This is a genomic window from Antiquaquibacter metalliresistens, from assembly GCF_029211225.1.
Lineage (GTDB): Bacteria > Actinomycetota > Actinomycetes > Actinomycetales > Microbacteriaceae > Rhodoglobus > Rhodoglobus metalliresistens.
Genome location: NZ_JARGEM010000004.1, coordinates 171,009 through 195,541, shown reverse-complemented (window position 1 = coordinate 195,541; position 24,533 = coordinate 171,009). Strand labels below are relative to the sequence as shown.

Annotated in this window: 25 protein-coding genes and 1 tRNA gene; 12 read left to right on the top strand and 14 right to left on the bottom strand. The window is 70.2% G+C overall.

Annotation, left to right across the window (positions count from 1 at the left end; all coding sequences use genetic code 11):
• Positions 1–2: 2 nt before the first annotated feature.
• Complete coding sequence (locus PYV02_RS08985; RefSeq protein ID WP_275758302.1) at positions 3–923, top strand: SMP-30/gluconolactonase/LRE family protein; 921 nt, start codon at positions 3–5, stop codon at positions 921–923.
• Between the two features lie 16 nt (positions 924–939).
• Here PYV02_RS08985 and PYV02_RS08980 read toward each other — a convergent pair whose 3' ends face one another.
• The gene (locus PYV02_RS08980; protein ID WP_275758300.1) at positions 940–1,110 is read right to left on the bottom strand and encodes a hypothetical protein; all 171 of its coding nucleotides are present in this window, start codon (positions 1,108–1,110) and stop codon (positions 940–942) included.
• A 98-nt stretch (positions 1,111–1,208) separates the two neighbouring features.
• Positions 1,209–1,284 (bottom strand) — tRNA-Lys (locus PYV02_RS08975).
• Positions 1,285–1,354: 70 nt separating this feature from the next.
• Between PYV02_RS08975 and bcp the strand changes: the two genes are divergently transcribed.
• Together bcp and PYV02_RS08965 are read left to right on the top strand one after the other, a co-directional pair.
• The gene (gene bcp, locus PYV02_RS08970) at positions 1,355–1,825 is read left to right on the top strand and encodes a thioredoxin-dependent thiol peroxidase (RefSeq protein WP_275758298.1); all 471 of its coding nucleotides are present in this window, start codon (positions 1,355–1,357) and stop codon (positions 1,823–1,825) included.
• A gap of 83 nt (positions 1,826–1,908) precedes the next feature.
• The gene (locus PYV02_RS08965) at positions 1,909–3,276 is read left to right on the top strand and encodes an HNH endonuclease signature motif containing protein (protein WP_275758296.1); all 1,368 of its coding nucleotides are present in this window, start codon (positions 1,909–1,911) and stop codon (positions 3,274–3,276) included.
• Between the two features lie 40 nt (positions 3,277–3,316).
• On the opposite strand, the gene PYV02_RS08960 is transcribed toward PYV02_RS08965, so the two are convergent.
• Complete coding sequence (locus tag PYV02_RS08960) at positions 3,317–3,676, bottom strand: hypothetical protein (RefSeq protein WP_275758294.1); 360 nt, start codon at positions 3,674–3,676, stop codon at positions 3,317–3,319.
• Positions 3,677–3,902: 226 nt separating this feature from the next.
• Between PYV02_RS08960 and PYV02_RS08955 the strand changes: the two genes are divergently transcribed.
• Positions 3,903–4,151 (top strand): WhiB family transcriptional regulator, encoded by a 249-nt coding sequence (locus PYV02_RS08955; protein ID WP_275758292.1) that lies wholly within the window; start codon positions 3,903–3,905, stop codon positions 4,149–4,151.
• 114 nt (positions 4,152–4,265) lie between these two features.
• On the opposite strand, the gene PYV02_RS08950 is transcribed toward PYV02_RS08955, so the two are convergent.
• The gene (locus PYV02_RS08950; RefSeq protein ID WP_275758290.1) at positions 4,266–5,792 is read right to left on the bottom strand and encodes a sensor histidine kinase; all 1,527 of its coding nucleotides are present in this window, start codon (positions 5,790–5,792) and stop codon (positions 4,266–4,268) included.
• 64 nt (positions 5,793–5,856) lie between these two features.
• On the bottom strand, positions 5,857–6,633 hold the full coding sequence (locus tag PYV02_RS08945; RefSeq protein WP_275758288.1) for an IclR family transcriptional regulator: 777 nt from the start codon (positions 6,631–6,633) through the stop codon (positions 5,857–5,859).
• A gap of 157 nt (positions 6,634–6,790) precedes the next feature.
• On the opposite strand from PYV02_RS08945, the gene PYV02_RS08940 reads away from it, so the two are divergent.
• Positions 6,791–7,354 (top strand): DJ-1/PfpI family protein, encoded by a 564-nt coding sequence (locus PYV02_RS08940; RefSeq protein ID WP_275758286.1) that lies wholly within the window; start codon positions 6,791–6,793, stop codon positions 7,352–7,354.
• Here PYV02_RS08940 and PYV02_RS08935 read toward each other — a convergent pair.
• Positions 7,344–8,567 (bottom strand): CpaE/TadZ family protein, encoded by a 1,224-nt coding sequence (locus tag PYV02_RS08935; RefSeq protein ID WP_275758285.1) that lies wholly within the window; start codon positions 8,565–8,567, stop codon positions 7,344–7,346. The genes PYV02_RS08940 and PYV02_RS08935 overlap by 11 nt on opposite strands.
• A gap of 1 nt (position 8,568) precedes the next feature.
• Positions 8,569–9,201: a hypothetical protein gene (locus PYV02_RS08930; RefSeq protein WP_275758283.1), complete on the bottom strand. Its 633-nt coding sequence runs from the start codon at positions 9,199–9,201 to the stop codon at positions 8,569–8,571.
• Between the two features lie 87 nt (positions 9,202–9,288).
• Between PYV02_RS08930 and PYV02_RS08925 the strand changes: the two genes are divergently transcribed.
• Positions 9,289–9,564: a helix-turn-helix domain-containing protein gene (locus PYV02_RS08925; RefSeq protein WP_275758280.1), complete on the top strand. Its 276-nt coding sequence runs from the start codon at positions 9,289–9,291 to the stop codon at positions 9,562–9,564.
• Between the two features lie 44 nt (positions 9,565–9,608).
• Here PYV02_RS08925 and PYV02_RS08920 read toward each other — a convergent pair whose 3' ends face one another.
• A complete protein-coding gene (locus PYV02_RS08920) occupies positions 9,609–10,184 on the bottom strand; it encodes a hypothetical protein (protein ID WP_275758278.1) in 576 nt (191 codons plus the stop codon).
• Between the two features lie 156 nt (positions 10,185–10,340).
• Between PYV02_RS08920 and PYV02_RS08915 the strand changes: the two genes are divergently transcribed.
• Positions 10,341–10,808 carry an Rv3235 family protein gene (locus tag PYV02_RS08915; RefSeq protein WP_275758276.1) on the top strand — a complete coding sequence of 156 codons (468 nt, stop codon included), beginning with the start codon at positions 10,341–10,343 and terminating at the stop codon, positions 10,806–10,808.
• Between the two features lie 54 nt (positions 10,809–10,862).
• Here the strand turns inward: PYV02_RS08915 and secA are convergent, their stop codons facing one another.
• The 6 genes from secA to mtrA form a co-directional block, all read right to left on the bottom strand.
• Entirely contained in the window at positions 10,863–13,688 is a 2,826-nt protein-coding gene (gene secA / locus PYV02_RS08910; protein ID WP_275758274.1) for a preprotein translocase subunit SecA, read from the bottom strand.
• Positions 13,689–13,765: 77 nt separating this feature from the next.
• Positions 13,766–14,449, bottom strand: a complete 684-nt coding sequence (gene hpf / locus PYV02_RS08905) for a ribosome hibernation-promoting factor, HPF/YfiA family (protein WP_275758272.1) — start codon at positions 14,447–14,449, stop codon at positions 13,766–13,768.
• Positions 14,450–14,466: 17 nt separating this feature from the next.
• The gene (locus PYV02_RS08900; protein ID WP_275758270.1) at positions 14,467–15,195 is read right to left on the bottom strand and encodes a ComF family protein; all 729 of its coding nucleotides are present in this window, start codon (positions 15,193–15,195) and stop codon (positions 14,467–14,469) included.
• 60 nt (positions 15,196–15,255) lie between these two features.
• Complete coding sequence (locus PYV02_RS08895; protein ID WP_275758268.1) at positions 15,256–16,899, bottom strand: LpqB family beta-propeller domain-containing protein; 1,644 nt, start codon at positions 16,897–16,899, stop codon at positions 15,256–15,258.
• Positions 16,892–18,475, bottom strand: coding sequence for an MtrAB system histidine kinase MtrB (gene mtrB, locus PYV02_RS08890; protein ID WP_275758267.1), 1,584 nt, complete (start codon positions 18,473–18,475; stop codon positions 16,892–16,894). The genes PYV02_RS08895 and mtrB overlap by 8 nt, the downstream gene beginning before the upstream one ends.
• 3 nt (positions 18,476–18,478) lie before the next feature.
• Positions 18,479–19,159 carry an MtrAB system response regulator MtrA gene (gene mtrA, locus PYV02_RS08885; protein WP_275758265.1) on the bottom strand — a complete coding sequence of 227 codons (681 nt, stop codon included), beginning with the start codon at positions 19,157–19,159 and terminating at the stop codon, positions 18,479–18,481.
• Positions 19,160–19,276: 117 nt separating this feature from the next.
• Here mtrA and PYV02_RS08880 point away from each other — a divergent pair, with 117 nt between their 5' ends.
• From PYV02_RS08880 to PYV02_RS08860, 5 genes are read left to right on the top strand one after another with little or no spacing between them, the layout of a single operon-like run.
• Complete coding sequence (locus PYV02_RS08880; RefSeq protein WP_275758263.1) at positions 19,277–20,437, top strand: hypothetical protein; 1,161 nt, start codon at positions 19,277–19,279, stop codon at positions 20,435–20,437.
• Positions 20,434–21,084, top strand: coding sequence for a DUF4129 domain-containing protein (locus tag PYV02_RS08875; protein WP_275758261.1), 651 nt, complete (start codon positions 20,434–20,436; stop codon positions 21,082–21,084). The genes PYV02_RS08880 and PYV02_RS08875 overlap by 4 nt, the downstream gene beginning before the upstream one ends.
• Complete coding sequence (locus PYV02_RS08870) at positions 21,081–22,244, top strand: DUF4350 domain-containing protein (RefSeq protein ID WP_275758259.1); 1,164 nt, start codon at positions 21,081–21,083, stop codon at positions 22,242–22,244. Before PYV02_RS08875 ends, PYV02_RS08870 begins: the two co-directional genes overlap by 4 nt.
• A gap of 14 nt (positions 22,245–22,258) precedes the next feature.
• Entirely contained in the window at positions 22,259–23,215 is a 957-nt protein-coding gene (locus PYV02_RS08865) for an AAA family ATPase (protein ID WP_275758258.1), read from the top strand.
• Positions 23,216–23,219: 4 nt separating this feature from the next.
• A complete protein-coding gene (locus tag PYV02_RS08860; protein WP_275758256.1) occupies positions 23,220–24,527 on the top strand; it encodes a DUF58 domain-containing protein in 1,308 nt (435 codons plus the stop codon).
• Positions 24,528–24,533 lie beyond the last annotated feature (6 nt).

Below are 24,533 nucleotides of genomic sequence, written 5' to 3'. Positions count from 1 at the left end.
GCATGGCACTACACACCGGCGTCGCCGCCACCGAGGCGACCTATGACCTCGCCGAGGGCGTGATCTGGGACGAGGAGCGGGCGCTCGTGCGCTGGGTCGACATCTGGAAGGGGCGGGTGCTCGCCGGCGAGCTCGCCGACGACAGGCTGACCGTCGTCGAGGACATCGCCCTGGGACAGACGGTCGGCGCGGTCGCACTCGCCGAGGACGGCGGCCTGCTCGTCGCGGCATCACGTGGCCTCGCCACGATCTCTCCCGGTGGGGTGATCTCGTTCGGCCCCGACCTGCTCGGCGACCGCAGCGACGTGCGCCTCAACGACGGCGCGGCCGACATGTTCGGCGCGTTCGTCGTCGGCAGCCTCACCATCGGCGGCGACACCGGCGAAGAGCGACTGTTGCGGGTGTTCCCCAATAGCAGGGTCGAGGTGCTCCGCGAGGGGGTCCGCCTCTCCAACGGCATCGCCTTCTCCCCCGACGGCGGCACGATCTACCACGTCGACACCTTCGCCAAGACCGTCTCGAAGCACTCCTACGGCTTCGGTCCCTTCGACTCGCGCGAGCCCTGGGTCACCGTCCTCGACGAGAACGACCTGCCGGCCTATCCCGACGGGCTCACCGTCGATGCGCAAGGGATGCTGTGGGTCGCCCAGTTCGGCGGGTCCAACATCCGCCGCCACGCACCGAACGGCGACCTGCTCGACATCGTCATGGTCGACGCGGGTCAGGTCACCTGCTCCGGATTCGTCGGGCCGAAGCTCGACCGCCTCGCGATCACATCCGGCCAGGAGAACCTCGCCACCATCACCGATCAGACCGGCGCGATCTTCCTCGCGTACGTCGATGCCACCGGACTACGCGCCCCTCGCTGGACGGGGTCCACGACAACCCCCTACTGGCTGTTGCCTCAAAGAGATGAGCAATGAGCCTCGTACGCGTGGACTAGCAGGTTCCGAAATCCCCGGAGCGCTGCTGGACGACGCCCTCCTGCTCTGCAAGCGCCTCGAGCTCGCTGACGTTCAGGATGCTCCCATCACCGTCGAGCCGAACGGCGGGTTCCAAGACCTTGATCGAGCTCCGGCACGCGTCGGTGGTGTCGGTGATGTACTGCAACTCCTGCTCGAGTTCGGCTGCATCGCTCTCACGGGCCGCATCTGCTTCGCGAGCGGTATCCGTCTGCGACTGGATGCCGGCGCGGCACGCAGTGCTTCTGGTACACCCCCCGGGACTTGAACCCGGAACCCACTGATTAAGAGTCAGTTGCTCTGCCAATTGAGCTAGAGGTGCTTGGGCCCATCCGCGAACATCCGGGCCGACGAACAAGATTAGCATGACAGCGGAGCACTGGAGGAGACCAATGACCGAGAAGCTCGAGGCCGGCACCGCGGCACCCGCATTCACCCTCGAAGATCAGGACGGCGCATCCGTCTCGCTGAGCGATCTGCGCGGGCAGAAGGTGATCCTGTACTTCTATCCGGAGGCGATGACCGAAGGATGCACGAAGCAGGCCTGCGACTTCCGCGACAACCTGAACTCGCTGAAGTCGTCCGGCTACACCGTCGTGGGGATCTCGCGGGATGCCCCGGCGAAGCTCACCGAGTTCCGCGAGCGAGACGGCCTGAACTTCGAGCTGCTGAGCGACCCCGACCGCGTGGTGCATGAGGCGTACGGCGTGTGGGGCGAAAAGCAGTTGTATGGCAAGACGGTGGTGGGGGTCATCCGCTCGACGTTCGTGCTCGACGAGCAGGGCGTGATCACGCTCGCGCTCTACAACGTGAAGGCCACCGGTCACGTCGCGATGCTGCGCAAGAAGCTCGGGCTCGAGTAGCGCCCGGCTCTTCTCCTCCACAGGCCACCTCGCTCGGACTTCTTGTACTAGTACAAATGTTCGAATCCTGGGAGAATTGGGGTATGAACCCCACCGACCTCCTCGAGCTCAACTCGGGGCTGCTCGGTGGGCTCCCCGACCCCGCCTTGCTCGAGCGCCAGCGCTCGGTCGCGGAGCTCGGGCGTCGGGTGGATGCCGCGGCTGCCCTCATCGCGGACGAGATCGCCCGCCGCTCCCGCCCCGAGCTCGGCCACGATGGCCTCGCCCAGCGCCTCGGCGCCCGCACGCCGGCGGTGCTCGTGCAGCAGCTCACCGGGGCTACGGCCAGGCAGGCGAACTCGCTGGTGCGCGCGGGTGCGCATCTCGCCGCGACCCTCGACTCCGCTGACCCGACCGCCGCCGGCCCCAGCCCGTCCGGCATCGCCGCGGGCACCGCAGCCCTGTGGCTGGCTCCCGCCGCCACCGCGCTCGCCCACGGTGCCATCTCGCTGGACGCCTTCGAGGCCATCCGCGCCGGCCTCGGCGCCCCCGACGATCACATCACGACCGTCGACCTCACGGATGCCGCCACGACCCTGGTGGCTCGTGCCCCAGCCATCACGGTCGAACGCCTGGCCGCCGACGCCCGTGATCTGCGCGCCGAACTCGATCTCGGTCGGGTCACCGACCTCGAGCACGCCCTCCGGGAACGCCGCTCCCTGCACCTGACTCGCCAGGCGGACGGGATGACCCGCCTCATCGGACTCCTCGACCCCGAGTCCGCGGCCACCGTGACCACCGCGATCGACGCCGCCACCTCACCCCGACGCGGCGGACCGCGCTTTGTCGACCCCACCGCGCGTGACGCCGCCGACGCCCTCATCGATGACCGGCGCACCACCGAGCAGATCGCACTCGACGCGCTCGTCGAACTCGTCCGCATTGGCACCGTCGTCGACGACAGCATCCTGCTGGGCACGGGGCGCACCGTCACCCTCCACGTCACCGCCACCGACCTCGACCGCCGCGCCGGCATTGCCCGCCTCGAAGGTCAGACCGCTCCGATCAGCGTCCGCACCGCCGAACGCCATGCCTGCGACGCCACCATCGTGCCGATCCTGTTCGACGCCGACCGGCAGGTCGTCGACGTCGGTCTCGAATACCGGCACTTCACCGGCCGCCAACGGCAAGCCCTCGCCGCTCGGGACGGCGGATGCCGCTTCCCTGACTGCGCGCGACCACCCTCCTGGACCGAAGCCCACCACGTCACCCACTGGCAGCACGGCGGCCGCACGGACATCGCGAACGGCATCCTGCTCTGCCGACATCACCACCTGCTGATCCACAACAACGGCTGGACCATCACCAGAGAGGCGGGGAACTACTTCGTTACGCCCCCACCACGTGACGATCCGGACCAGCGGCGGATTCCGGCACCCAGCAAGAGTCGCCTCCACTACGCCGCCGGCTGAGCGACTGCGCGCGATGCAGAAGTGCGCCCATCGAACGCGCCTAGCCGCGCCGGGCGGTCGCCGCGATCACGGGGCGAGTGAACAGCAGCACCAGCGCGGCCACGGCCGGCAGCAGCAGGGCCCAGCCGAGGTCTTGCCTGGCGAAGAGTCCCTGGAAGAAACCGACCGCGACCGCGAGCTGCAGCACCTGCCAGACGACGGTGGCTCCGCGGGTCCACGCCTTGCCGCGCAGCAGATTGACGGCGATGACGGCGAGCCAGACCGCCGCGACCGCGGTCAGCGCGGTCAGCGCCACGGCACTGGCGAAGGAGTCCGGCTCGTCCACAAGTAGCTCGATGACGAGATAGATCGTGGCGACGGTCAGCAGAGCGCACTCGGCGAACAGAATGCCGGCGAGCACTAGCAGAAGGGGGTGTCGACGCGGTGTCGGCGGGCGGTCGCTCACGGGGTCCTCACGGAAAAAATCATTGATTTGCATCAAACGCTATGAGAGTCTATTGGAGGTCGATTTCTTGCTCCCAGTGTCGCGAGCGGGTCGCTGAACGTTTCTCGAACCCGAGTTTTCTCTCCAGGCTGAACTGGCCTGTTCTGGCGGTTTTTGCCGCCGCGCACCGAAGGAGCACCACATGGATTGGCGTGACAAGGCCGCCTGTCTCACCGCGGACCCGGAGCTGTTCTTCCCGGTCGGCAACACCGGCCCCGCCGTCGACCAGATCGACAAGGCGAAGTCGGTCTGCGCACGCTGCTCCGTCACCGAGATGTGCCTCCAGTACGCGCTCGACACCTCCCAGGACTCCGGCGTCTGGGGCGGTCTGAGCGAAGACGAGCGTCGCGCGCTCAAGCGCCGCGCCGCCCGCGCTCGCCGCGCGTCCTAGTCGCGCTCGCCGCGCGCCCTCGTTGCGCTCGCCGCGCGCCCTCGTTGCGCTCGCCGCGCGTCCTCGTCTCGCGCCGCCCGCGCTCGCCGCGCATCAGTCTCGCGCCCGCCCGCTCTAGTCCCGCGTCGGCGGCGGCTTCAGCACCTCGCTGCGCGAGAGCCACCTGGTCGGCACCTCGATCGTCACCTCGGTGCCCTCGCCCTCGAGCGTGTGCCAGTCGATCGTGCCGCCGAGTTCACCCTGGATGAGCGTGCGCACGATCTGCGTGCCGAGCCCGGCGCCGACCTTGCCTTCGGGCAGACCCGAGCCGTTGTCCTGCACCTTCACGCTGAGCTTCTTGTCCGTGCGCCGCGCGACGATGAGCACCTCGCCGTCGGTCTGACCCGCGAGGCCGTGCTCGACGGCGTTCGTGACCAGTTCGGTCAGCGCCAACGAGAGCGGCGTCGCATACTCGCTCGGCAGCACACCGAAGCTGCCCTGGAACTTCGGCCGCACGGTGGTGTTGTGCGCGGATGCCACCTCCGCCACCAGCAGCAGCACCCGGTCGAACACGGTGTCGAAGTCGACGTTCTGGTTCAGCCCCTCGCTCAGCGTGTCGTGCACGACCGCGATGGCCGCGACGCGCCGCATCGCCTGACCGAGCGCCTCCTTCGCGACCTCACTGTGAGTGCTGCGCGCCTGGATGCGCAGCAGCGACGCCACCGTCTGGAGGTTGTTCTTGACCCGGTGGTGGATCTCGCGGATCGTGGCATCCTTGGTGATCAGCTCGCGCTCCTGATGCCGGATCTCGGTCGCATCACGGCAGAGCACGATCGCGCCGACCCGCTCGCCCTTGTTGCGGATCGGGATGGTGCGCAGCGAGACCGTGACCCCGCGAGCCTCGATGTCGGTGCGCCACGGTGCGCGACCGGTAACCACCAGAGGCAGTGACTCGTCGACGGTCAACTGGCCGGTGATGAGCCCGGTGGTCACCTCGGCGAGGGACTCGCCTTCGAGCTCGCCCGCGAACCCCATGCGGTTGAACGCGGAGAGCGCGTTCGGGCTCGCGAAGGTGACGATGCCGTCCACGTCGAGGCGGATCAGGCCGTCGGACGCCCGTGGCGCGCCGCGGCGCGGACCGCTCGGCGCGCCGAGGTCGGGGAAGTCTCCCGAAGCGATCATGGCGAACAGGTCATTGGCGCACTCATTGAAGGTGAGCTCCTGCCGGGATGGCGTTCGCGCCTCGCTGAGATTGCTGTGGCGGGTGATCACCGCGATCGGGAACACGGTCGTGGCACTCCCGCTCGGGCTGAGCCGCCGCAGCACCGGCACCGCACGCACGCGCGTCGGGGTCTCCTCGTACCAGTCGGGTGCCGCGGTGTCCACGATGCGCACGGACTCGAAGGCCTCGGTGACCTGCGCCTTCCACTCCGGCTTGATCGGCTGACCGACGAAGTCGCGGTAGAACAGCGTCGCCGCGCTCGACGGGCGGGCGTGGGCGACGGCGACGAAGCTGCCGTCCTTGCTCGGCACCCAGAGCACGATGTCGGCGAAGGCGAGATCGGCAAGCAGCTGCCAGTCGCCGACGAGCAGATGCAGCCATTCGATGTCCGCCTCGTCCGAGCGCCCCTGTGCCTGCACGAGGTCGGAGAGTGTCGACATGCTCTCAGGCTATCGTGGGCCGATCGCAGCGGGTCGCCGCGGTGCGCCAGGCGCGATCGGTCGATCAGGCCAGGCGCGAGGAGACCGTCCACGCGGTGCGCCGCACGACGCGTTCCAACGCGTCGGCTCGGCTCGTGAAGTCCTCAGCCGAGACGGAGACCGAGACCGCCCCGATCGTGCTGCCGTGCGCCGAGCGCACCGGCGCGGCGATGCACGCCAGTCGTGGCATGTACTCCTCCACCTCCACGGCGATCCGTTCGTGGCGCACGGTCTCGAGCTGTTCCCGCAGCGTGCCGGCGTCGGTCGCGCTGCGCGGGGTGAGCGCCCGCAACGAGTGCTCCTCGAAGTGGCGATCGAGCTCCTCGCGACTCTTGGCGGCCAGCATGAGCTTGCCGAACGCGGTGACATGGCTGGCGTCGGCGAAGCCGGTGTGCAACTGCCCGATGCGAGGATGCTCGGGCGAATCCGCGATGTGCGCGACGACGATCTCATCGGCGTGAAACGCGGTCAGGTAGATCGGGGCGCCGAGCTCGTCGCGGGCGGCCTCGAGCAGGGCGCGCACCTCGGGCGTCGCGAACACCTGACGCTGCACGGCCAGACCCAGCAGGGCGACGGTGCGCCCGAGCACATAGCGCGCCTCCTGACTGCGCCGCAGCAGGTAGCCCTGCCGCTGCAGCACCCCCACGAGCCGGTAGGTGGTCGACAGGCTCAGTCCCAACCGCGCGGCGATGGATGCGACATCCGCCCCGTCATCGCTCGACCCGACGATCTCGAGCACCTTGAGCAGACGTTCGGCCGCTTGGGTGCCGGACGACCCCTCCTGCTCCATCGCAGTGCCCATGTCGACATCGTACGTCCGCTCCGTCGGCGCGCGCAGAACGGATTCCGGCCCGATTCGCACATCGTGGGAAGCGTGGTTGCCGTGCGCGCGGGCTGCGCCCACGATGCTTGCGGGGCCGGCATCCGAGCCCGCCCCGCTGACAAGGAGGTTGGCCGCCATGGCTCGCATCATCATCCTCACCGGCGACGCCGCCGAGACCCTCGAGGTGTTCTACCCGTACCACCGGCTGCAAGAGGCCGGCTTCGAAGTGCACATCGCGGCTCCCGAGAAGAAGAAGCTGCAGTTCGTCGTGCACGACTTCGTGCCCGGCTACGACACCTACACCGAGAAGCCCGGCCACAGCTGGGATGCCGACATCGCCTTCGAGGACGTCGACCCCGACGACTACGTCGCCGCCGTGATCCCCGGCGGGCGCGCACCCGAGTACATCCGCAACAACGAGCACGCCAAGCGCATCGTGCGCGCGATCATGGAGCGCCGGGCGCCCGTCGCGGCGACCTGCCACGGGCCGCTGCTGCTGGCCTCGGCGGGCGTGCTCGACGGGCGCACGACCTCGGCGTATCCCGAGCTCGCGATCGACGTGCAGCTCGCCGGTGCGACCTTCGAAGACGGCGGAGCCGTCGTCGACGGCAACCTGGTGAGCGCCCGCGCTTGGCCGGACAACGGCACCTGGATGGCCGCGTTCCTGAAGAACCTCGAGGCGGCGGGCATCACCGCCTGAGCGCTCGGAGCACGCCCCGCCTGGACGACGCGGGCGGGGCGGTTTCCGGGGCGAGCCGCGAGGCGACCAGCCCGCGAATCGCGGCGCGTGCCGGGGAGCGCGGCGCCGCATCCACCAGGGTGCGCCCGCTGAGCACGGCGCCGTCGAGTGCAGCCTGGTCGTGCGGCACGAGCACCGGCGAGGCGATGCCCCCGAATCTCGAGAGCGTCTGCGTGACCTGGCCGCTCGGGTTCATGCCGATCGCCGAGGCGCGCACCCGGTTCATCACCACGGTGACGTCGGTCGTCGACGCGGTCTCGACGAGATCGACGTGCGCTCGCAGAAAGCGGGACAAGCCCACCGGGTCGGCCGAGCCCACCGCGACGACGGCGTCCGCCTCGTGCACGGCGGTGACGGTGGCGGCGTTGCGCCGCGGCGCGTACAGGTCGCTCGAGATCTCCTCGTCGTTCTCCAGGCTCGAACTCGTGTCGAGCACGGTGAAGTCCGCCCAGGTGCGACAGGCGCGGATGCTCGTCGACACCCGCTCGGCGGAGAGCTCCGGCCAGCGGGTCGGACGCCCGATGCCCGTGAGCACCTCGAACCCGCCGGACGGGGACTCGTAGCGCTGCGCGATGCGCTGCAGCTCCGCGTGATCGAGGGCGTCGTTGCCGGCCAACCGGCAGGCGGCCGCGAATCCGGGCGCCTCGTCGAGCATGCCCAGCGCGGGTGCGACCGAGGCGCCGTGGGTGTCGACGTCGGCGAGCACCACGGCGTGGCCGAGGGCGGCGAGTTCGGCGGCGATGCCGATCGCGAGGGTGGTGCGACCCGGTGCGCCCGCCGGTCCCCACACCGCGATCACGGTGCCGCGCCCGGCGGCGCGGGATGGCTTCGGCGGCGCCGGGTGGGCGCCCTCGAGAGCACGCTCGACGTCGGACCAGGCGGCCGCGGCATCCAGAGTCTCGAACAACCCGAGCACGCTCGCGTGGCGGCGACCGACGTCGTCGGCGGCGAGTGCGACGACCCGGGTGCCCGATTCGTCGCAGGTCGCGAGCAGCCGGTCGGTGAGGTAACGCGGCTCGGCGGCGACGATCGCCGCATCCGGCCGCAGGGCACCGACGAGGGATGCCAGCTCCGCCCCGCTCGGGGAGCGCGCGATCACCTCGTGGCCGTGCCGCGTCGCCTCCTCGGCGATGCGATCCTCGAGCGCCAGTGGCAGCGCCAGCACGAGTCGCACGTCAGCGCCCCGGCAGTCCCGCGGGCACGATCGAGATCGCGTCGCCGTTGGCGACGGCCTCGAGCACCCTGGCGAGCTTCGAACGCGGTACGAGCACTTCGATGGCGGTGCTGTCGCCGCCGGAGACGATGGAGTCGGATTCCAACAGGCGCACCACCGTCGCCCCGGACACGATGGCGGTGGGCGGGCCATACCCGCCGCCGTCGACCTCTCGGGCGGCCCAGACGTCGACGAGCGCGGCCGGCTGCACCGCTGCCGCGAGGGCGACGCCGACATCGAGCACGACCGAGGTCGACCGCAGGCCCTGCGCGCTGCCGATCGCCGAGGTCGGCACGAGCTCGCCCGCGGCGATGGTGCGCGTGACGACGAGTCCATCCGAGGGCACGTCTCCCGGGACGAGGTAGAGCGTCTCGGCGTCGTCGAGTCGCACGTGGCGGGTATCGAGATCCGCCGGGCGGATGCGTTCGCCGGGTGTCAGTGCCCCCGGCGCCGCATAGACCGTGACGGTGCGATCGGCCGCCGAGACGATGGCGACCACGCCGGCGACGGAGCCGATGACGAGCGCGAGGCCGATGGCCAAGCGCGGGTCGAAGGCGATGGAACGCGCCTTCCTGGGTGCGGAAGCGGACTTCATGCGACCATGCTCAGCGGCACCGAGCGACCGCGCCCCGAGTTATCCACATCCACCCCACGGCCTCCTCGACCGCTGAATAATCGTGGCATGGACGAGCAGACGCCAGCCGAATCCCTCGGGCGATTCCTCACCCTCGCCGATACGGCCGAGGTGCTCGCCATCTCGACGAAGCAGGCGGCGAGTCTCATCCGCTCGGGCGAACTGCCCGCCATCAAGGTCGGCGCCGGCGGGCAGTGGCGCATCGAGCGCACGGTGCTCGAGTCGTATATCGAGGCGATGTACGAGGAGACCCGGCGCATGAATCTCTGGAACCAGGCGGACTTCGCGGACCTCGCCGAGTTCCCGGAGCGGCGTGGTCGCTAGACCCTCCGGTGCGGCGGTCGCCGCTGTCGCCGCCGTGCGATCCGCTAGAGCCGCACCATGAGCACGGCGGCGAGCGCGACCATCCGGATCTCCGCGACCTCCGAATCGCGGCGTGCGCTGCCGGGCTCGTGGATCGCGAGGTCGAAGTGATCACGGCCGACGCGATCGATCGTGCCGTGCAGCGTCGCGCCGGCGACCGAGAGCCCCACGGGTCGGCGTCGGCGGCAGAGATCGCGCAGCACGAACGCCAGACCCAGCCGCGCGGTGAGCGCGGGATGCGGCTCGTGCCGGGCGGCCAGGCTCGCGGCGACGATCTCGCGGGGCAGCACCACGGAGGCGATCGCTGCGATCGGGAGGATGGCCTGGCGGCGCGCCGTGGAGTCGTCGACGACATCCGCCGAGAGCCAGTCCCTGCCGACCGTGACCACCCGCACGGCCAGACGGGTGCCGTCGACCAGAGTCAGGGCGAGCACGGCTCCCGGGGCGGCGTCGAGTCGGTCACGCATGGTGAGCCTGCTCAGCCGAAGGCGCTCCTCCTCGGCGCCGAGATCGAGCTCCTCGGCGGTGAGTTCGCGCTCGAGCTGGCTCTCGAGGTCGTCGAAGAGCTTGTCCCAGCGCATGCCCCGACGCTAGTCAGGCGCACCGACCCGGGATCGGGTTATCCACAATCTCGGCGAGACGATGGACAACGGATGCCCGAACTGGTTGAGTATCCTTCACCCCCCACTCGGGGGGTGGACCATTCCGTCTGGGCATCGGATTCGTGGGGAGATCCAATGAGCACAGCGCTACCGACAGACCAGCACGACACGGGCAGGGGCATCGTTCCGCTGCCGTCGAAGGTGATACGGCCACGGTTCGTCCCCGACGAGTTCTTCGGCCACCAGCCCACCTCCAGCGCGGCGTTGCCCGACCCGACCCCGCTGATCGAAAACCTGACGCGCTGCGTCATCGAGATCCTCGCGGGGGCGCGAGACCTCGAGCAGATCTCGCGCTGGGTCACCGACGACGTCTATCGGCACCTGCTCAAGCGCACGGTGCTCTCGGCGCGGGCGCGCAATGCGAAGGGTCGCGCCCCGAGCCGCCCGGCATTCGCACTCGGTCCGGCACATCGCTGCGAGCCGAGAGACGGCGTGGTCGAGGCCGTCGTGATCGTGCGCGGTCGGGCGCGGGCTCGCGCCGTCGCGCTGCGGCTCGAGGGCCTGGATGCGCGGTGGCGCGCCACCGCCATCAACGTGCTCTAGCGATCAGGGCTCGAGCCCCAACGATCCCGTGCTTCAGCGATCAGGGCTCCGCGGCTAGCGGCCCTTCTTCTCCTGAGCACGACGCTGGGCACGGTTCTGCGGTGGCGCATCCGGCGTTGCCGCCCGCTGTCCGAACGCCCCCCGCTCGCCCTGTGCGGCGGGCTGCGGCTGTCCGGTCGGCTGCGCGAACGCGGGGTTCAGCGCCGCAGCCTGACGGGTCTGCTGCTGCTGGGCCCGCGCCGTGGCGGCACGCTCCACCTGCCCGCGCTCGTTGCGCACCTCGACGGCGCCAGCGGCATCCGCGTTCGGCGCCGTGTAGGTCAGCTGGGATGCCGGTGCCGCCGGCTGCGCGAGACCGCGAGCCTGCACACCGGCCCCGCCGGTGACCTCGACCTCGAGGTTGAACAGGAAGCCGACGGACTCCTCGCGGATCGACCCCATCATCGACTGGTACATCGCGAAGCCCTCGCGCTGGTACTCGACGAGCGGGTCGCGCTGGGCCATCGCCCGCAGGCCGATGCCGTCTTTGAGGTAGTCCATCTCGTAGAGGTGGTCGCGCCAACGGCGGTCGATCACGCTGAGCACGACGCGACGCTCGAGTTCTCGCATCGCCGGTTCGCCGAGCTGCTGCTCGCGACGGTCGTAGGCGATCTTGGCGTCGGAGAGCACCTCGCGAGCCAGGAACTGCGTGGTCACCTTGTTGCGGGTGCCCGCCTCGGCGAGCACCTCATCGATCGTGAGGGTGATCGGGTACAGCGTCTTGAGCTCGGCCCACAGCGCCGGCAGGTCCCAGTCCTCGGAGTGGCCCTCGGCGGTGTGCACCTCGACGACCTCGGTGATGACGTCTTCGAGGAACTGCTGCACGCGATCCTTGAGGTCGTCGCCCTCGAGGATGTGGCGTCGGTCCCCATAGATCGCCTCGCGCTGACGGTTGAGCACATCGTCGTACTTGAGCACGTTCTTGCGGATCTCGGCGTTGCGCGCCTCGACCTGCGACTGGGCCGACCGGATGGCGCGGCTGACGACCTTCGATTCGATCGCGAGATCGTCCGGCACGTTGCTGCGACCCATGAGCGCCTCGGCCGCGCCGGAGTTGAACAGGCGCATGAGGTCGTCCTGCAGGGAGAGGTAGAACCGGCTCTCGCCCGGGTCGCCCTGTCGTCCGGAGCGCCCGCGGAGCTGGTTGTCGATGCGACGGGACTCGTGGCGTTCCGTGCCCAGCACGTAGAGTCCGCCGACCTCGATGACCTTCGCCGCCTCGACCTCGACCTCGGCCTTGACCTGCTCGTAGACCTCGTCCCAGGCCGCCTCGTACTCTTCCGGGGTCTCGACGGGGCTGAGGCCCTGCGCGTTCATCTTCGCGACCGCGAGGAACTCCGCGTTGCCGCCGAGCATGACGTCGGTGCCACGCCCCGCCATGTTCGTCGCGACGGTCACGGAACCCAGGCGCCCTGCCTGGGCGACGATCGCCGCCTCGCGCGCGTGGTTCTTGGCGTTGAGCACCTCGTGTTTGATGCCCTTCTTGGCGAGCATCTTCGAGAGCAACTCGCTCTTCTCGACGCTCGTGGTGCCGACCAGCACCGGCTGGCCGACCTCGTGACGACGCACGATGTCCTCGACGACCTGCTCGAACTTGGCCTGCTCGTTCTTGTAGACGAGGTCGGACTGGTCCTTGCGCAGCATCGGCTTGTTGGTGGGGATGGGCACGACGCCGAGCTTGTAGGTCGACATGAACTCGGCCGCCTCGGTCTCGGCGGTACCGGTCATGCCGGAGAGCTTGTTGTAGAGCCGGAAGTAGTTCTGCAGGGTCACCGTGGCGAGCGTCTGGTTCTCGGCCTTGACCGCGACCCCCTCCTTGGCCTCGATCGCCTGGTGGATGCCCTCGTTGTAGCGACGGCCCATCAGGATGCGGCCGGTGTGCTCGTCGACGATGAGCACCTCGCCGTTCATCACGACGTAGTCCTTGTCCTTCTTGAACAGGGCTCGCGCCTTGATCGAGTTGTTGAGGAAGGAGATCAGCGGCGTGTTCGCGGACTCGTAGAGGTTGTCGATGCCGAGGTAGTCCTCGACCTTCTCGATGCCGGGCTCGAGCACGCCGACGGTGCGCTTCTTCTCGTCGACCTCGTAGTCGACGTCGGGCACGAGCTTGGTGGCGATGTTGGCGAACTCGGTGAACCACCGGTTGGCCTCGCCCGACGACGGGCCCGAGATGATCAGCGGGGTGCGCGCCTCGTCGATGAGGATCGAGTCGACCTCGTCGACGATCGCATAGTGGTGGCCGCGCTGCACCATGTCCTGGGCCTGCCAGGCCATGTTGTCGCGCAGGTAGTCGAAGCCGAACTCGTTGTTCGTGCCGTAGGTGATGTCGCACGCGTACTGCTCACGACGCTCCGCCGGGGTCTGCCCGGAGAGGATGACGCCCGTGGTCATCCCGAGCGCTCGGAACACGCGCCCCATCAACTCGGACTGGTAGCTGGCCAGGTAGTCGTTCACCGTGATCACGTGCACGCCGCGCGCCGGGATGGCGTTGAGGTAGGCCGCGAGCGTCGCGACGAGCGTCTTGCCCTCGCCGGTCTTCATCTCGGCGATGTTGCCCAGGTGCAGGGCAGCGCCGCCCATCAGCTGCACATCGAAGTGCCGCATGCCGAGCGTGCGCACGGCCGCCTCGCGCACCGCGGCGAACGCCTCGGGCAGCAGATCCTCGAGGGACTCGCCCTTGGCGTAACGCTCGCGGAACTCGACGGTCTCGTGCTTGAGATCGTCGTCGGAGAGCTCCTTGAAGTCGTCTTCGAGGTGGTTCACCGCATCCGCGTAGTTCTTGAGGCGGCGAAGAAGCCGTCCCTCGCCGACACGGAGCGCGCGCTCGAGTACGTTGGCCACCGATTACTCCAGTCGTCCGGGTCTGTTACCGGCCTGTAATAGTACCAACGCGAGGCTGTGAAGCCCTCCCCCGCGCGCTATCCGGCGCTCGCTCTGCGCGAACTGCGGCCCACCGGCGCGGCCTCGTCCTCCAGAGAGATGACTCCGTAGTCCCAGCCCTTGCGGCGGTAGACCACGCTCGGGCGATCGGTGGTCGCGTCGATGAAGAGGAAGAAGTCGTGGCCGACGAGCTCCATGTGGTCCACGGCATCCTCGACCGTCATCGTCGACGAGGGGAACACCTTCTTGCGGATGACGACCGGCGAGTAGCCTTCCTCGCCGGGCTCCGGTGCCGCCTGCACCGGGATCTCGCCGGTCGCGACCGCCTCGATCACGTCGGGGCTGGCCGGCGTGATGTCGACGACACGGAAGCCGTCGGCGGATGCCTCGCGCAGCGACACCGGGCGGTGCTGGCCGCGGTGCACCTTCTTGCGGTCCTTGGACTGGCGGATGCGCTCCACGAGCTTGGCCATCGCCAGGTCGAACGCGACGTACTTGTCCGAGCCGTCGGACTCGGCGCGCACGAGGGGGCCCGGCCCGATCAGGGTGAGCTCGACGCGATCGTCGCCGGTGGCGCCTCGCGTCTCGTGGTGACGGGAGACCTTCACCTCGAAGGCGATGGCCCGTTCGGCGAGGTGATCGATCTTCTCCGCCTTCTCGGTCGCGTAATCGCGAAAGCGATCCGTGACCCCAAGGTTGCGTCCAGTGATCGTGATGTCCATGGCGACCTCCCCGTGCCTTATGCGCCACCGCCGGGGCTGAAGGGTCCAGTCCAGGCGGTGCTTCGTTGCGCGCCTTGAGGCCCACCGTAGTCCTGTGCGGGAGCCGTGTCACGGATCGGATGCAGCCTCGGAGTGAACGCCAAGGTTGCCCCGCCGATGACCACGCCACCGGCGGCGCGCACGGCTCGCGCGGCCTCGTCGAGCGTCGCGCCGGTGGTGAGCACGTCGTCGATGATCAGGAAGGCGCTGCCCTCGAGCGGCCGCGGCGCGGCGAGCGCGCCACGCACATTGGCCGCCCGGTCCGCGACGCCGAGGGACTTCTGACGGGCAGTGCTGCGGGCGTGCCGCAGCACTCGCTGCGACCGCAGCCCCGCCCTGCGGGCCAGGAGCGCGACGGGGTCGTATCCCCGGCGGCGGTAGGCGGCGCGGCTCGAGGGCACGGCGGTGATCGCGGTACCGGGCGGTGGGGCGGCGGCGGCCACCGCGGCGGCGAGGCTCGTGGCGAGGGCTGGCGCGACATCCGTGCGCTCCTGCTCTTTCAACGCCAGCAGCACCCGGCGCACCGCGCCCTCGTAGCGCAGCCCGCACCACACCTGGAGACCGCCCGGGGTGCTGTGCAGCGTGGGTGTCGGCAGCAGTGCCGCCCGGCAGTGCGGGCAGAGGGCGCGATCGTGCTGCCCGCACCCCGCGCAGTCGACCGGGAACAGCACGCTCCAGGCGTCGAGGATCGCGTCGCGCCAAGTCACCAGGAGAGCCTCCGCGACCGCGCGGGCACGCACGTGCCACGTCTGCGGAAGTGTGGAGAACTACTGCTTGGTGGCCAGGTATGAGGCGGGGATGAGCGTCGAGACCCAACCGGAGCTGCCCTGCGGTCGCCAGATCTCGCCACCGGCGAGCACCCGGAGGCCGTCGGTACCGTTGTTGCCGCCCACGATCGAGACCCCGCCGGCGACCTGCCCCAGCGCCGCGCTCGGGCCGCCGACCTCGAATGCGGTGACTGCGCCATCGGCCGAGAGGGTGGCGACGGTGCGGTCGTCGACCCAGGTGGCGTCGACCGGCGTTGCGGTCGGCACGCCGAGCGGGATGAGCGGACCGAGCGCCGTCGGCACGTTCTCCTGCCGCACGATGCCGGCGACCAGCAACTGCGGGCCCACGGGCGAGGAGAGGTAGAGCAGCAGCCGTGTTCCGTCGCGGGAGACATCGAGCGAGACGACCGTGGCATCGCTCGGGAGCGCGGATTGGATCGAGTGGGATGAGCCGTCCAGCTCGAAGGTCGTCAACGAGGCCGCACTGCCCGCCTGGGCCGACCACACGAACAGGAACGGGTCGATGGAAGGCACCGCCAGCCCCGGCCGCCGGTCGAGGAGCACCGGCTCGTCGGTGATCGTCGCGACGCCGACGCCATCGGCGGAGCGGAAGGCGACCGCGGTGCGATCACGGGCGAGCACCGCGGCATCCGCTCCGGCTTCGACGACCTTCTGACTCAGACCGTCGATCGGTGTCACGCCAGCGCCGCCGTCGAATCCGAACTGGTCGCCGACGCCGACCAGCGCGGCGCTGTCGACCGCGGGGTCGACGATCGCGTCGTTGCCCGAAGGGTCGGCGCTCGGCAGCGCCCGGCCGCCGACGGTCATCGTCACGTTAGGCGTGTCGAGCGTGGCCGCCAGCTGCTGCCGCATGCGGTCGAGCTCCGTGGTGCCCGCGGCGAGCGCCTCGGCACTGAGATCGACGGTCGCGGTGTTGCCCGTGACATCCACCGAGCCCTCGCCCAGGGTGGTCGCGACGGGGAACGCGGTCTGCACCGCCCCCTGCAACCAGTTCGTCGGTCCGTTGAGCAGCGCGCGCACGACGCGGATGGGCGCCGTCGCGCGCGCCGGGAACCACCGCACGTCCGGCACGAGGAAGGCGTGGCTCGGATCGAAGAAGTACAGCGGCTGCTCGCGGAACGCGACATCGAAACTGGACTGGGAGAGCACGATGCCGTCGGCGGCCTGGCTGATGCGCCACTCGCCGTCGACCTGCTCGAACCCGAAGGTCAGGGTGAGGCTCGAGGAATCCTGTAGCGTGTACCGTCCCTCGCCGTCGACGCTGGCCCGCGTCGCGACGGTGTAGGTCCAGGTGTTGGCGGCCGCCGCCGGCGCGTGCGTCTCGCTCGAGCGGATGATGGTGCTCGCGTTCGGGTCCCAGGTGGACCGCAGCTGCGGGGTGAGGAACTGCTGGGCGATCGCGTAGTCGTTCTGCGGGCTGCGAACCGCCTGCATGAAGTCGGTGAGGATCCGCTCCTGGTCGGAACCCGCGACCGGTCCGGAGGCGAGCACGACCACCTCGGGTTCCAGCTGCTCGTCGATCACCGGCCCGGCCTGAACGCCGCCGGACGTCGGGATGCCGACGCACGCGGCGAGGGCCAGCACGAGCACCGCGACCCCGGCGGACAACGATGCCCTACGCATGCGGCACCTCCTCGATCGGCGGCCCGTCATCGGGGGGCAGCTCCAGCGGCGAGGAGGTCAGCACGGCCCCGCGCACCCGCGGGAGGGTCAGCCTGAAGCACGAGCCCTCGCCTTCGGCCGACCACACCTCGAGCCAGCCGCCGTGCAGGGCGGAGTCCTCGAGCGCGATGGCGAGGCCGAGGCCGGTGCCGCCCGTGCTGCGCTGCCGAGAGGGGTCGGCCCGCCAGAATCGGTCGAAGACCCGCGCCATCGCCTCGGGCGTCATGCCGACACCGTAGTCGCGCACCGCGATCGCCACCGCGTCGGCATCGCTGTCGATCCACACCACGATGGGTCGGCCCTCGCCGTGATCGATGGCGTTGCCGAGCAGGTTCTGCAGGATGCGACGGATGCGACGCGAGTCCACTTCGGCCTCGAAGTACCCACCGGGTGCCACCAGTCGCAGTTGCGAGCCCTTCGACTCCGCGAGGGCGCGCACCATGTCGATCGCCTCCTCGGCCAGGCGCACGAGGTTGGTGGGTTCGGCATCCATCTCGACAGCGCCGGCGTCGTATCGGCTCATCTCGAGCAGGTCGGCGAGCAGCGTCTCGAAGCGCTCGACCTGGGTGTGGAGCAGCTCCGCGGTGCGCGCCGTGGCCGGCGGAAAGCTCTCGCGCTGGTCGTAGAGCACGTCACCGGCCAGCCGGATGGTCGTCAGCGGGGTGCGCAGCTCGTGGGAGACGTCGGAGACGAAGCGCTGCTGCACCTGGGAGAGCGAGGCGAGGCGGGTGATCTGGTTCTGCAGGCTCGTGGCCATCCCGTTGAACGAGCGCGCGAGGGTGGCGATGACGTCGTCGCCCTTCACCGGGATGCGCACGGTCAGATCGCCGGCGGCGAGCTGCTCGCTGGTCTGGGCAGCCAGCTGCACCGGCCCGACCACGAGCCGCACCACGATGAACGTCACGGCCGCGATGAGCAGCACGAGTGCGAGCCCGCCGATCACCAGGGTCTGCTGCACGAAGCCCAGGGTCTCCTGCGCATCGATGTTGTCGTAGACGAGGTACAGCTCGTAGCGGTCGCCCCGGATGTCGAGCGTCGACCCCACGACGAGACCGGGATGCGTCGAGCCGTCGTCCTGCGGCAACGCCACGGGTTGCGAGAACGTGCGCGGCTCCTCGGAGTCGCGCACCGCATCGCGCAGCTCGCTCGAGATCAGGGACTCCGACTGGTCGAGGCCGGAGGTGATGCCCGCCTGGCCCTGGGCCGGCGGGATCGTGAACCAAGCGCCCGGTGCGGCGTTCGAGATCGCCACGGCCGCCGCGCCGATGGTGACGTCGGGATCCTCCGGGCTCAGCTGTTCCGCGGCCTGGTCGAACACACGCTGCGCGGCGAGGTTGGCATTCTCGGTAGTGGCGGTCAACTGCACCCGGCGAGCGGTGAACAGGTTGGAGCCGACGCTGATCGCCATGGAGGTGCCGATGATCGCGACCGCAAGCCCGGAGAGCAGCACCGTGATGGCGACCGTGCGCACCTGCAGCGACGAGCGCCACAGCTCCATCACCCGCGCGAGTGCGGCACGCCAGTCGAGACCGCGCATCGCCTACGGTGTGCTGCCCGCGCGGTAGCCGACGCCGCGCACCGTCATGATGATGCTCGGGTTGTCCGGATCGTGCTCGACCTTCGCCCGCAGACGCTGCACATGCACGTTGACGAGCCTGGTGTCCGCCTTGTAGTGGTAGCCCCACACCTGCTCGAGCAACATCTCGCGCGTGAAGACCTGCTCCGGCTTCGCCGCGAGGGCGAGCAGCAGTTCGAACTCGAGCGGGGTCAGGTTGATGCGCGTATCGCCGCGCCGCACCTCGTGGCCCGCGACGTCGAGCGTGAGGTCGCCGATCTGCAACGGTCCGCTGGTGGTAGGGGGCGCCGGTCGCAGTCGCGTGCGCACGCGAGCCACGAGTTCCTTCGGGTTGAACGGCTTCACCACGTAGTCGTCCGCACCCGATTCGAGCCCCTTGACGACATCCGCCGTGTCGCTCTTTGCCGTGAGCATGATGATGGGCACCCCGGACTCCTCGCGGATGCGGGCGCACACCTCGATGCCGTCCATGCCGGGCAGCATGAGGTCGAGCAGCACGAGGTCGGGGCTCGAGTCGCGGAAGGCGGCGAGCGCGAGTGCGCCGTCGTCGCAGAACGTCGGTTCGAACCCTTCACCACGCAGCACGATGCCGATCATCTCGGCGAGCGCGGTGTCGTCGTCGACCACCAGGATTCGCGCGTTCACATGGCCTCGCATCCCACTCGAGCCCGGGCGCGGTCGACCGCGTCGAGCTTTCGCACAAGCGTAACCCGAGTGTGACAGCATGATGGCGTCGGCCGGAGGCCGCGAGGGAGGGCGAGCGTGTCTGACAGCACATCCTGGCAGCCGCCGGCAGGGCCGGCGGAGAACAGCGCGCCGCCTGCGGCCGCGACAGGATACGGCCCCAGTGCTCCGGCACCGGGCTGGACGCCGCCTCCGAAGCCCGGCCTCATCCCGTTGCGCCCCCTCACGCTCGGCACGCTGCTCGGAGCCGCGTTCCAGGTGCTGCGCCGCAATCCCCGACCCACCTTCGGGTTCTCCCTGCTGATCACCGGCGCGATCATGCTGCTGACCCTCGTGATCGTCGGTCTCGTCTCGTTCTTCGCCATCGCCCGCACCCTCAACGCCAGCGACGCGGATGCCGACGCCCTCGCCGCGGGATCGGTCGCGATGATCGTGCTGTCGTCCCTCGTGCCCGTCGCGCTCGGCATCGTGGGCACCGCGATCCTGCAGGGGATCGTCTCGCTCGAGGTCGCCCGCGGCACCGTCGGCGAGAAGCTGCGACTGCCCGGGCTGTGGGCCGGCGCGAAGGGCCGCATCGGTGCGCTCATCGGCTGGTCGCTGCTCATCACCGGTGTCGTCATCGCCGCCCTCGTGATCGTCGCCGTGCTGCTCGGCCTGATCATCGTGTTCGGCGGCACCGCCGGCCTCGTGATCGGCGTGCTGCTGGGACTGCTGCTCACGCTCGGGGCCGTGGTGCTCTTCGCATGGCTGTCGACGAAGCTCGCGCTGGTGCCGAGCGTGCTCATGCTCGAGCGGCTGCCGCTGCGCGCCGCGATCGCGCGTTCCTGGTCGCTGACCGGCGGCTACTTCTGGAAGACCTTCGGCATCATCCTGCTCGTATCGGTGATCGTGCAGACCGTGGCTGGCATCATCGCGGCGCCGCTGCAGCTCATCATCAGCTTCGGCGCCTTCCTCATCAATCCCAACGGCGACAACACCGGCCTCGCCGTCGCCGGGATCGTGGTGTACTTCCTCACGATCGTGCTCTCCGTGGTCTTCGGCGCGATCTCCGCGGTGATCATGTCGTCGACCCCGGCGCTCATCTACATCGACATCCGCATGCGCAAGGAGGGACTCGACCTCGAACTCATCCGCTTCGTGGAGGCGCGCCAGGCCGGGGACGCGACCGTGCCCGACCCGTACCTCGCGAAGGCCGGCGGGGCACCGGCTGCCGCGGCGGAAGGCGCGCCCTGGGCGTGAGCCTCGCCGGCCTCCCCATCGACGTCCCCGTCGACCCGGAGCCGCCGGAAGCCGCGCAGTGGCTGATCGAGGAGCTCGCCAAGCCCGTCTACCAGGCTGCGAAGCCCACCCTCTTCGACCGCATCGCGCAGGCGATCGGCGAGTGGATCGCCTCACTGCGCTTCGGCGACCTGGAGGGCCCGCCCGCGCTGGCGCTCGGGTTCGTCGTCGCGCTCATCGTGGTCGGCATCGTGGTCGCGATCCTGATCTTCGGTCTGCCGCGACTGAACCGGCGCAGCGCCGTCGCCGGAGCACTCTTCGGCGAGGACGACCATCGCTCGGCGGCCAGGATCGCCCGTGACGCCGAGGCGGCGGCGCGCCGAGGCGACTGGTCGCTCGCCATCACGGAGGCCTTCCGCTCGATCGCCCGCGACCTCGCCGAACGCACCATCGTCACGACCAGTCCGGGCACCACGGCGCACGACTTCGCGTCGCGTGCCGGTCGCGCGCTGCCGGCACTGGCGGAACCGCTCGCCGTCAGCGCCGTGACGTTCGACGGGGTGCGCTACCTCGGTCACGTCGGTTCGGCGGAGCAGTACCGCGCGATCGCCGAGCTGGCCGCCGAGGTGCGCGGCGCGCGGCCCGCCCTCGAGCCGGTCGGGTCATGACGACGCAGCTGGTGGTCACCCCGACCACGGGACGCGTGCTCAAGCGCGCGCTGTTCTGGGTCGCGGTCGCGACCTTCGCCGCCGTCATCGCGGTCGTGACGCTGCTCTCGGTGGGTTCATCGAGTGCAGGTCAGCCCCTCGACCCCACGGACCCCGCGCCCGGCGGCGCGATGGCGCTCGCGGAGGTGCTGCGCCAGCAGGGCGTCGAGGTGATCGTCACCGACAACCTCGCCGACACCCGGCAGGCGATCGGCTCTGCGGATGACACCACCCTGGTGCTGCACGACCTCGGCGGGTACCTCGAGGACGAGCAACTGCGCCAGGCGGTCTCGCTTGCCGGCACGGTGGTGCTCATCGACCCGGGATTCGCGCAGTTGCAGGCGGTGGCACCGGCGGTGGCGCAGGCCGGTGTGGTGGAGGGCTCGCTGGAGGCCGGGTGCGGCATCCCCGCGGCCAGCCGCGCCGGCACCGTCTCCGGCGACGCGTCGGGATACCGCATCCTCGACGAGGATGCGGGCGCGATCGGCTGCTTCGGCTCCGGCGACGATGTCGTCTCGCTCGTGTCCCTGCCGGGCGGACTGACCGTTCTGGGAACCACGGCCGCGCTCAGCAACGAGGTCATCATCCAGGACGGCAACGCGGCCCTCGCCCTCGGGCTGCTCGGCGAGCACGAGCACCTGGTGTGGTACCTGCCGAGCTTCGCCGACCTGCCCCAGGCGCCGCCGGCCACCCTCGGCGAACTCACCCCGGCGTGGGTCACGCCGGCGCTGGCACTGCTACTCATCTGCTTCGTCGCGGCGGCGTTCTGGCGCGGTCGCCGGCTCGGACCGCTCGTGATCGAGAACCTGCCGGTGACGGTGCGAGCCAGCGAGACGATGCTCGGCCGCGCGCGACTCTACGAGAAGTCGTCGTCACGGCTCCGTGCGCTCGATGCGCTGCGAGTCGGATCGCTCCAGCGGCTCGCGGAGTCGTGCGGGCTGCCCCGCGCCGCGACCGTCGACGACGTGATCGGCGCGGTCGCGGCCCTCACCGGAGAACAGGTGGGCGGCATCCGTCGGCTGCTCGTCGATGCGGTGCCCGCGACCGACGCCGAACTCATGTCCCTCTCCGATGCCCTGCTCACCCTTGAACGCGCCGTCGACCGCGCGCGCCGACCGTAAGGAAGAATCGCACGATGACCGATGCCCAGTTGCGGGATGCCTTCGCCCAGTTGCGCACGGAGGTCGGCAAGGCCGTGGTCGGCCAGGAGCCGGCGGTCACCGGCCTGACCATCGCCTTGCTCGCGGGCGGCCACGTGTTGCTCGAGGGCGTGCCCGGGGTCGCGAAGACCCTCCTCGTGCGCACCCTCAGTCAGGCGCTGTCGCTCGAGACCAAGCGCGTGCAGTTCACGCCGGACCTCATGCCCGGGGATGTCACGGGCTCGCTCGTCTACGACGCGAAGGCGGGCGAGTTCGAGTTCCGACCGGGGCCGGTGTTCACGAACATCCTGCTCGCCGACGAGATCAACCGCACGCCACCGAAGACCCAGTCGGCGCTGCTCGAGGCGATGGAGGAACGTCAGGTCTCCGTCGACGGGCAGACCCGTAAGCTGCCGGTGCCGTTCATGGTCGCCGCGACCATGAACCCGATCGAGTACGAGGGCACGTACACGCTGCCCGAGGCACAGCTCGACCGCTTCCTGCTCAAGCTCGTGCTCGACCTGCCGGAGCGCGACGACGAGGTCGTCGTGCTCGAGCGGCACGCGGCCGGCTTCAACCCACGCGACCTCGCCGCCGCGGGAGTCACTCCCGTGCTCGACGCGGCGCAGCTCGCCGCCGCGCAGGCCGCGGTCGGCAAGGTCGGCGCGTCGGCGGATGTCATCGGCTACGCCGTTGACCTCGCGCGGGCCACCCGGCAGAGCCCCTCGGTCAAACTCGGCGTGAGCCCGCGCGGTGCGGTCGCCCTCCTGGCGGCCAGCAAGGCCTGGGCGTGGCTGGGCGGTGTCGACGGGGTCACCCCCGACCACGTGCAGGCGATGGCATTGCCGGTGCTGCGGCACCGCATCCAGTTGCGTCCCGAGGCGGAGCTGGAGGGCATTTCGGCCGACGCGATCCTGCGTTCGATCCTGCAGCAGGTACGGGTGCCGATCTAAGCCCATGGCCCTCTCCGGATTCTTCGTCGCCCTCCTCGCGCTCGGCGTGCTGCCGATCGTGATCACGGGTGAGCCCATCGTGTTCGTGCTGTGGCTGCTGTTCGTGCTCGTGCTCGCCGGCGTCGATCTGGCCATCGCCGGGTCACCACGGCGCGTGCGGCTCGCGCGCGAGCTTCCGGGGCGCGTTCGACTCGGCGAGAGCGCCGAGTCTGGGCTGATCGTGACGAACGCGGGAGGCCGTCGCGTGCGCGGCGTGCTCCGCGACGGCTGGCAACCTTCCGCCGGGGCGAGCCCCCGCGCCGTGCGGCTCGATGTGCCGGCGGGCGAGCGGCGCGCGATCACCATGCGCCTGAGTCCGTTCAGACGTGGGGAGCGCCGAACCGAACACGTGACGATCCGCTCCTTCGGCCCCCTGCGCCTCGCGGCGCGGCAAGCGACGATCACCGCGCCCGGCGCGATCTCGGTGCTGCCGCCCTTCAACTCCCGCAAGCACCTGCCCTCCCGGCTCGCGAGACTGCGCGAGCTCGATGGCGCCACGAGCGTCATGGTGCGCGGTCAGGGCACCGAGTTCGACAGCCTGCGCGACTACGTGCGCGGCGACGATGTGCGCTCGATCGACTGGCGCGCGACCGCGCGGCGACTCGAGCCGACGGGGCCGAAACTCGTCGTGCGCACGTGGCGACCGGAGCGGGATCGCCGGGTCGTCATCCTGATCGACAGCGGTCGCATGTCGGCGGCCCGCATCGACAACGAACCGCGCATCGACACGGCGTTCGAGTCGGCACTGCTGCTGGCCGCCCTCGCCTCGAGCGCCGGGGACCGCGTCGATGTCGTCATCTTCGACCGCCGAGTGCGTGGCCGCGTGCAGGGCGCGACCGGCGCCGAACTGCTCTCGCGCATGGTCTCGACGATGGCCCCGATCGAGCCCGAGCTCATCGAGATGGACTGGGCCGCGGTGCCGGGGCTCGTGCGCTCGGTGACGGCGCACCAGGCGCTCGTCGTGCTCGCCACCACAATCGACGCGCCCGGCGCGACCCGGGGCCTGCTCGGCGTGCTGCCGCAACTGACTCGCAAGCACACGGTCGTGGTCTCCTCCGTCACCGACCCGACGGTGCTGGATGCCACCCGCCACCGCACCACGCGCGATGAGGTCTACCTCGCCGCCTCCGCCGAGCGCGCGCTGCTCGACCAGGCCCGCGTCGCCGCCGCCATCCGGCAACTGGGCGGAGAGGTCGTCACGGGCGCGCCGCAGGAGCTCCCCCCGGCGCTCGCCGACGCCTACATCGCGCTCAAGGCCGCCGGGCGGCTCTGAACGCGG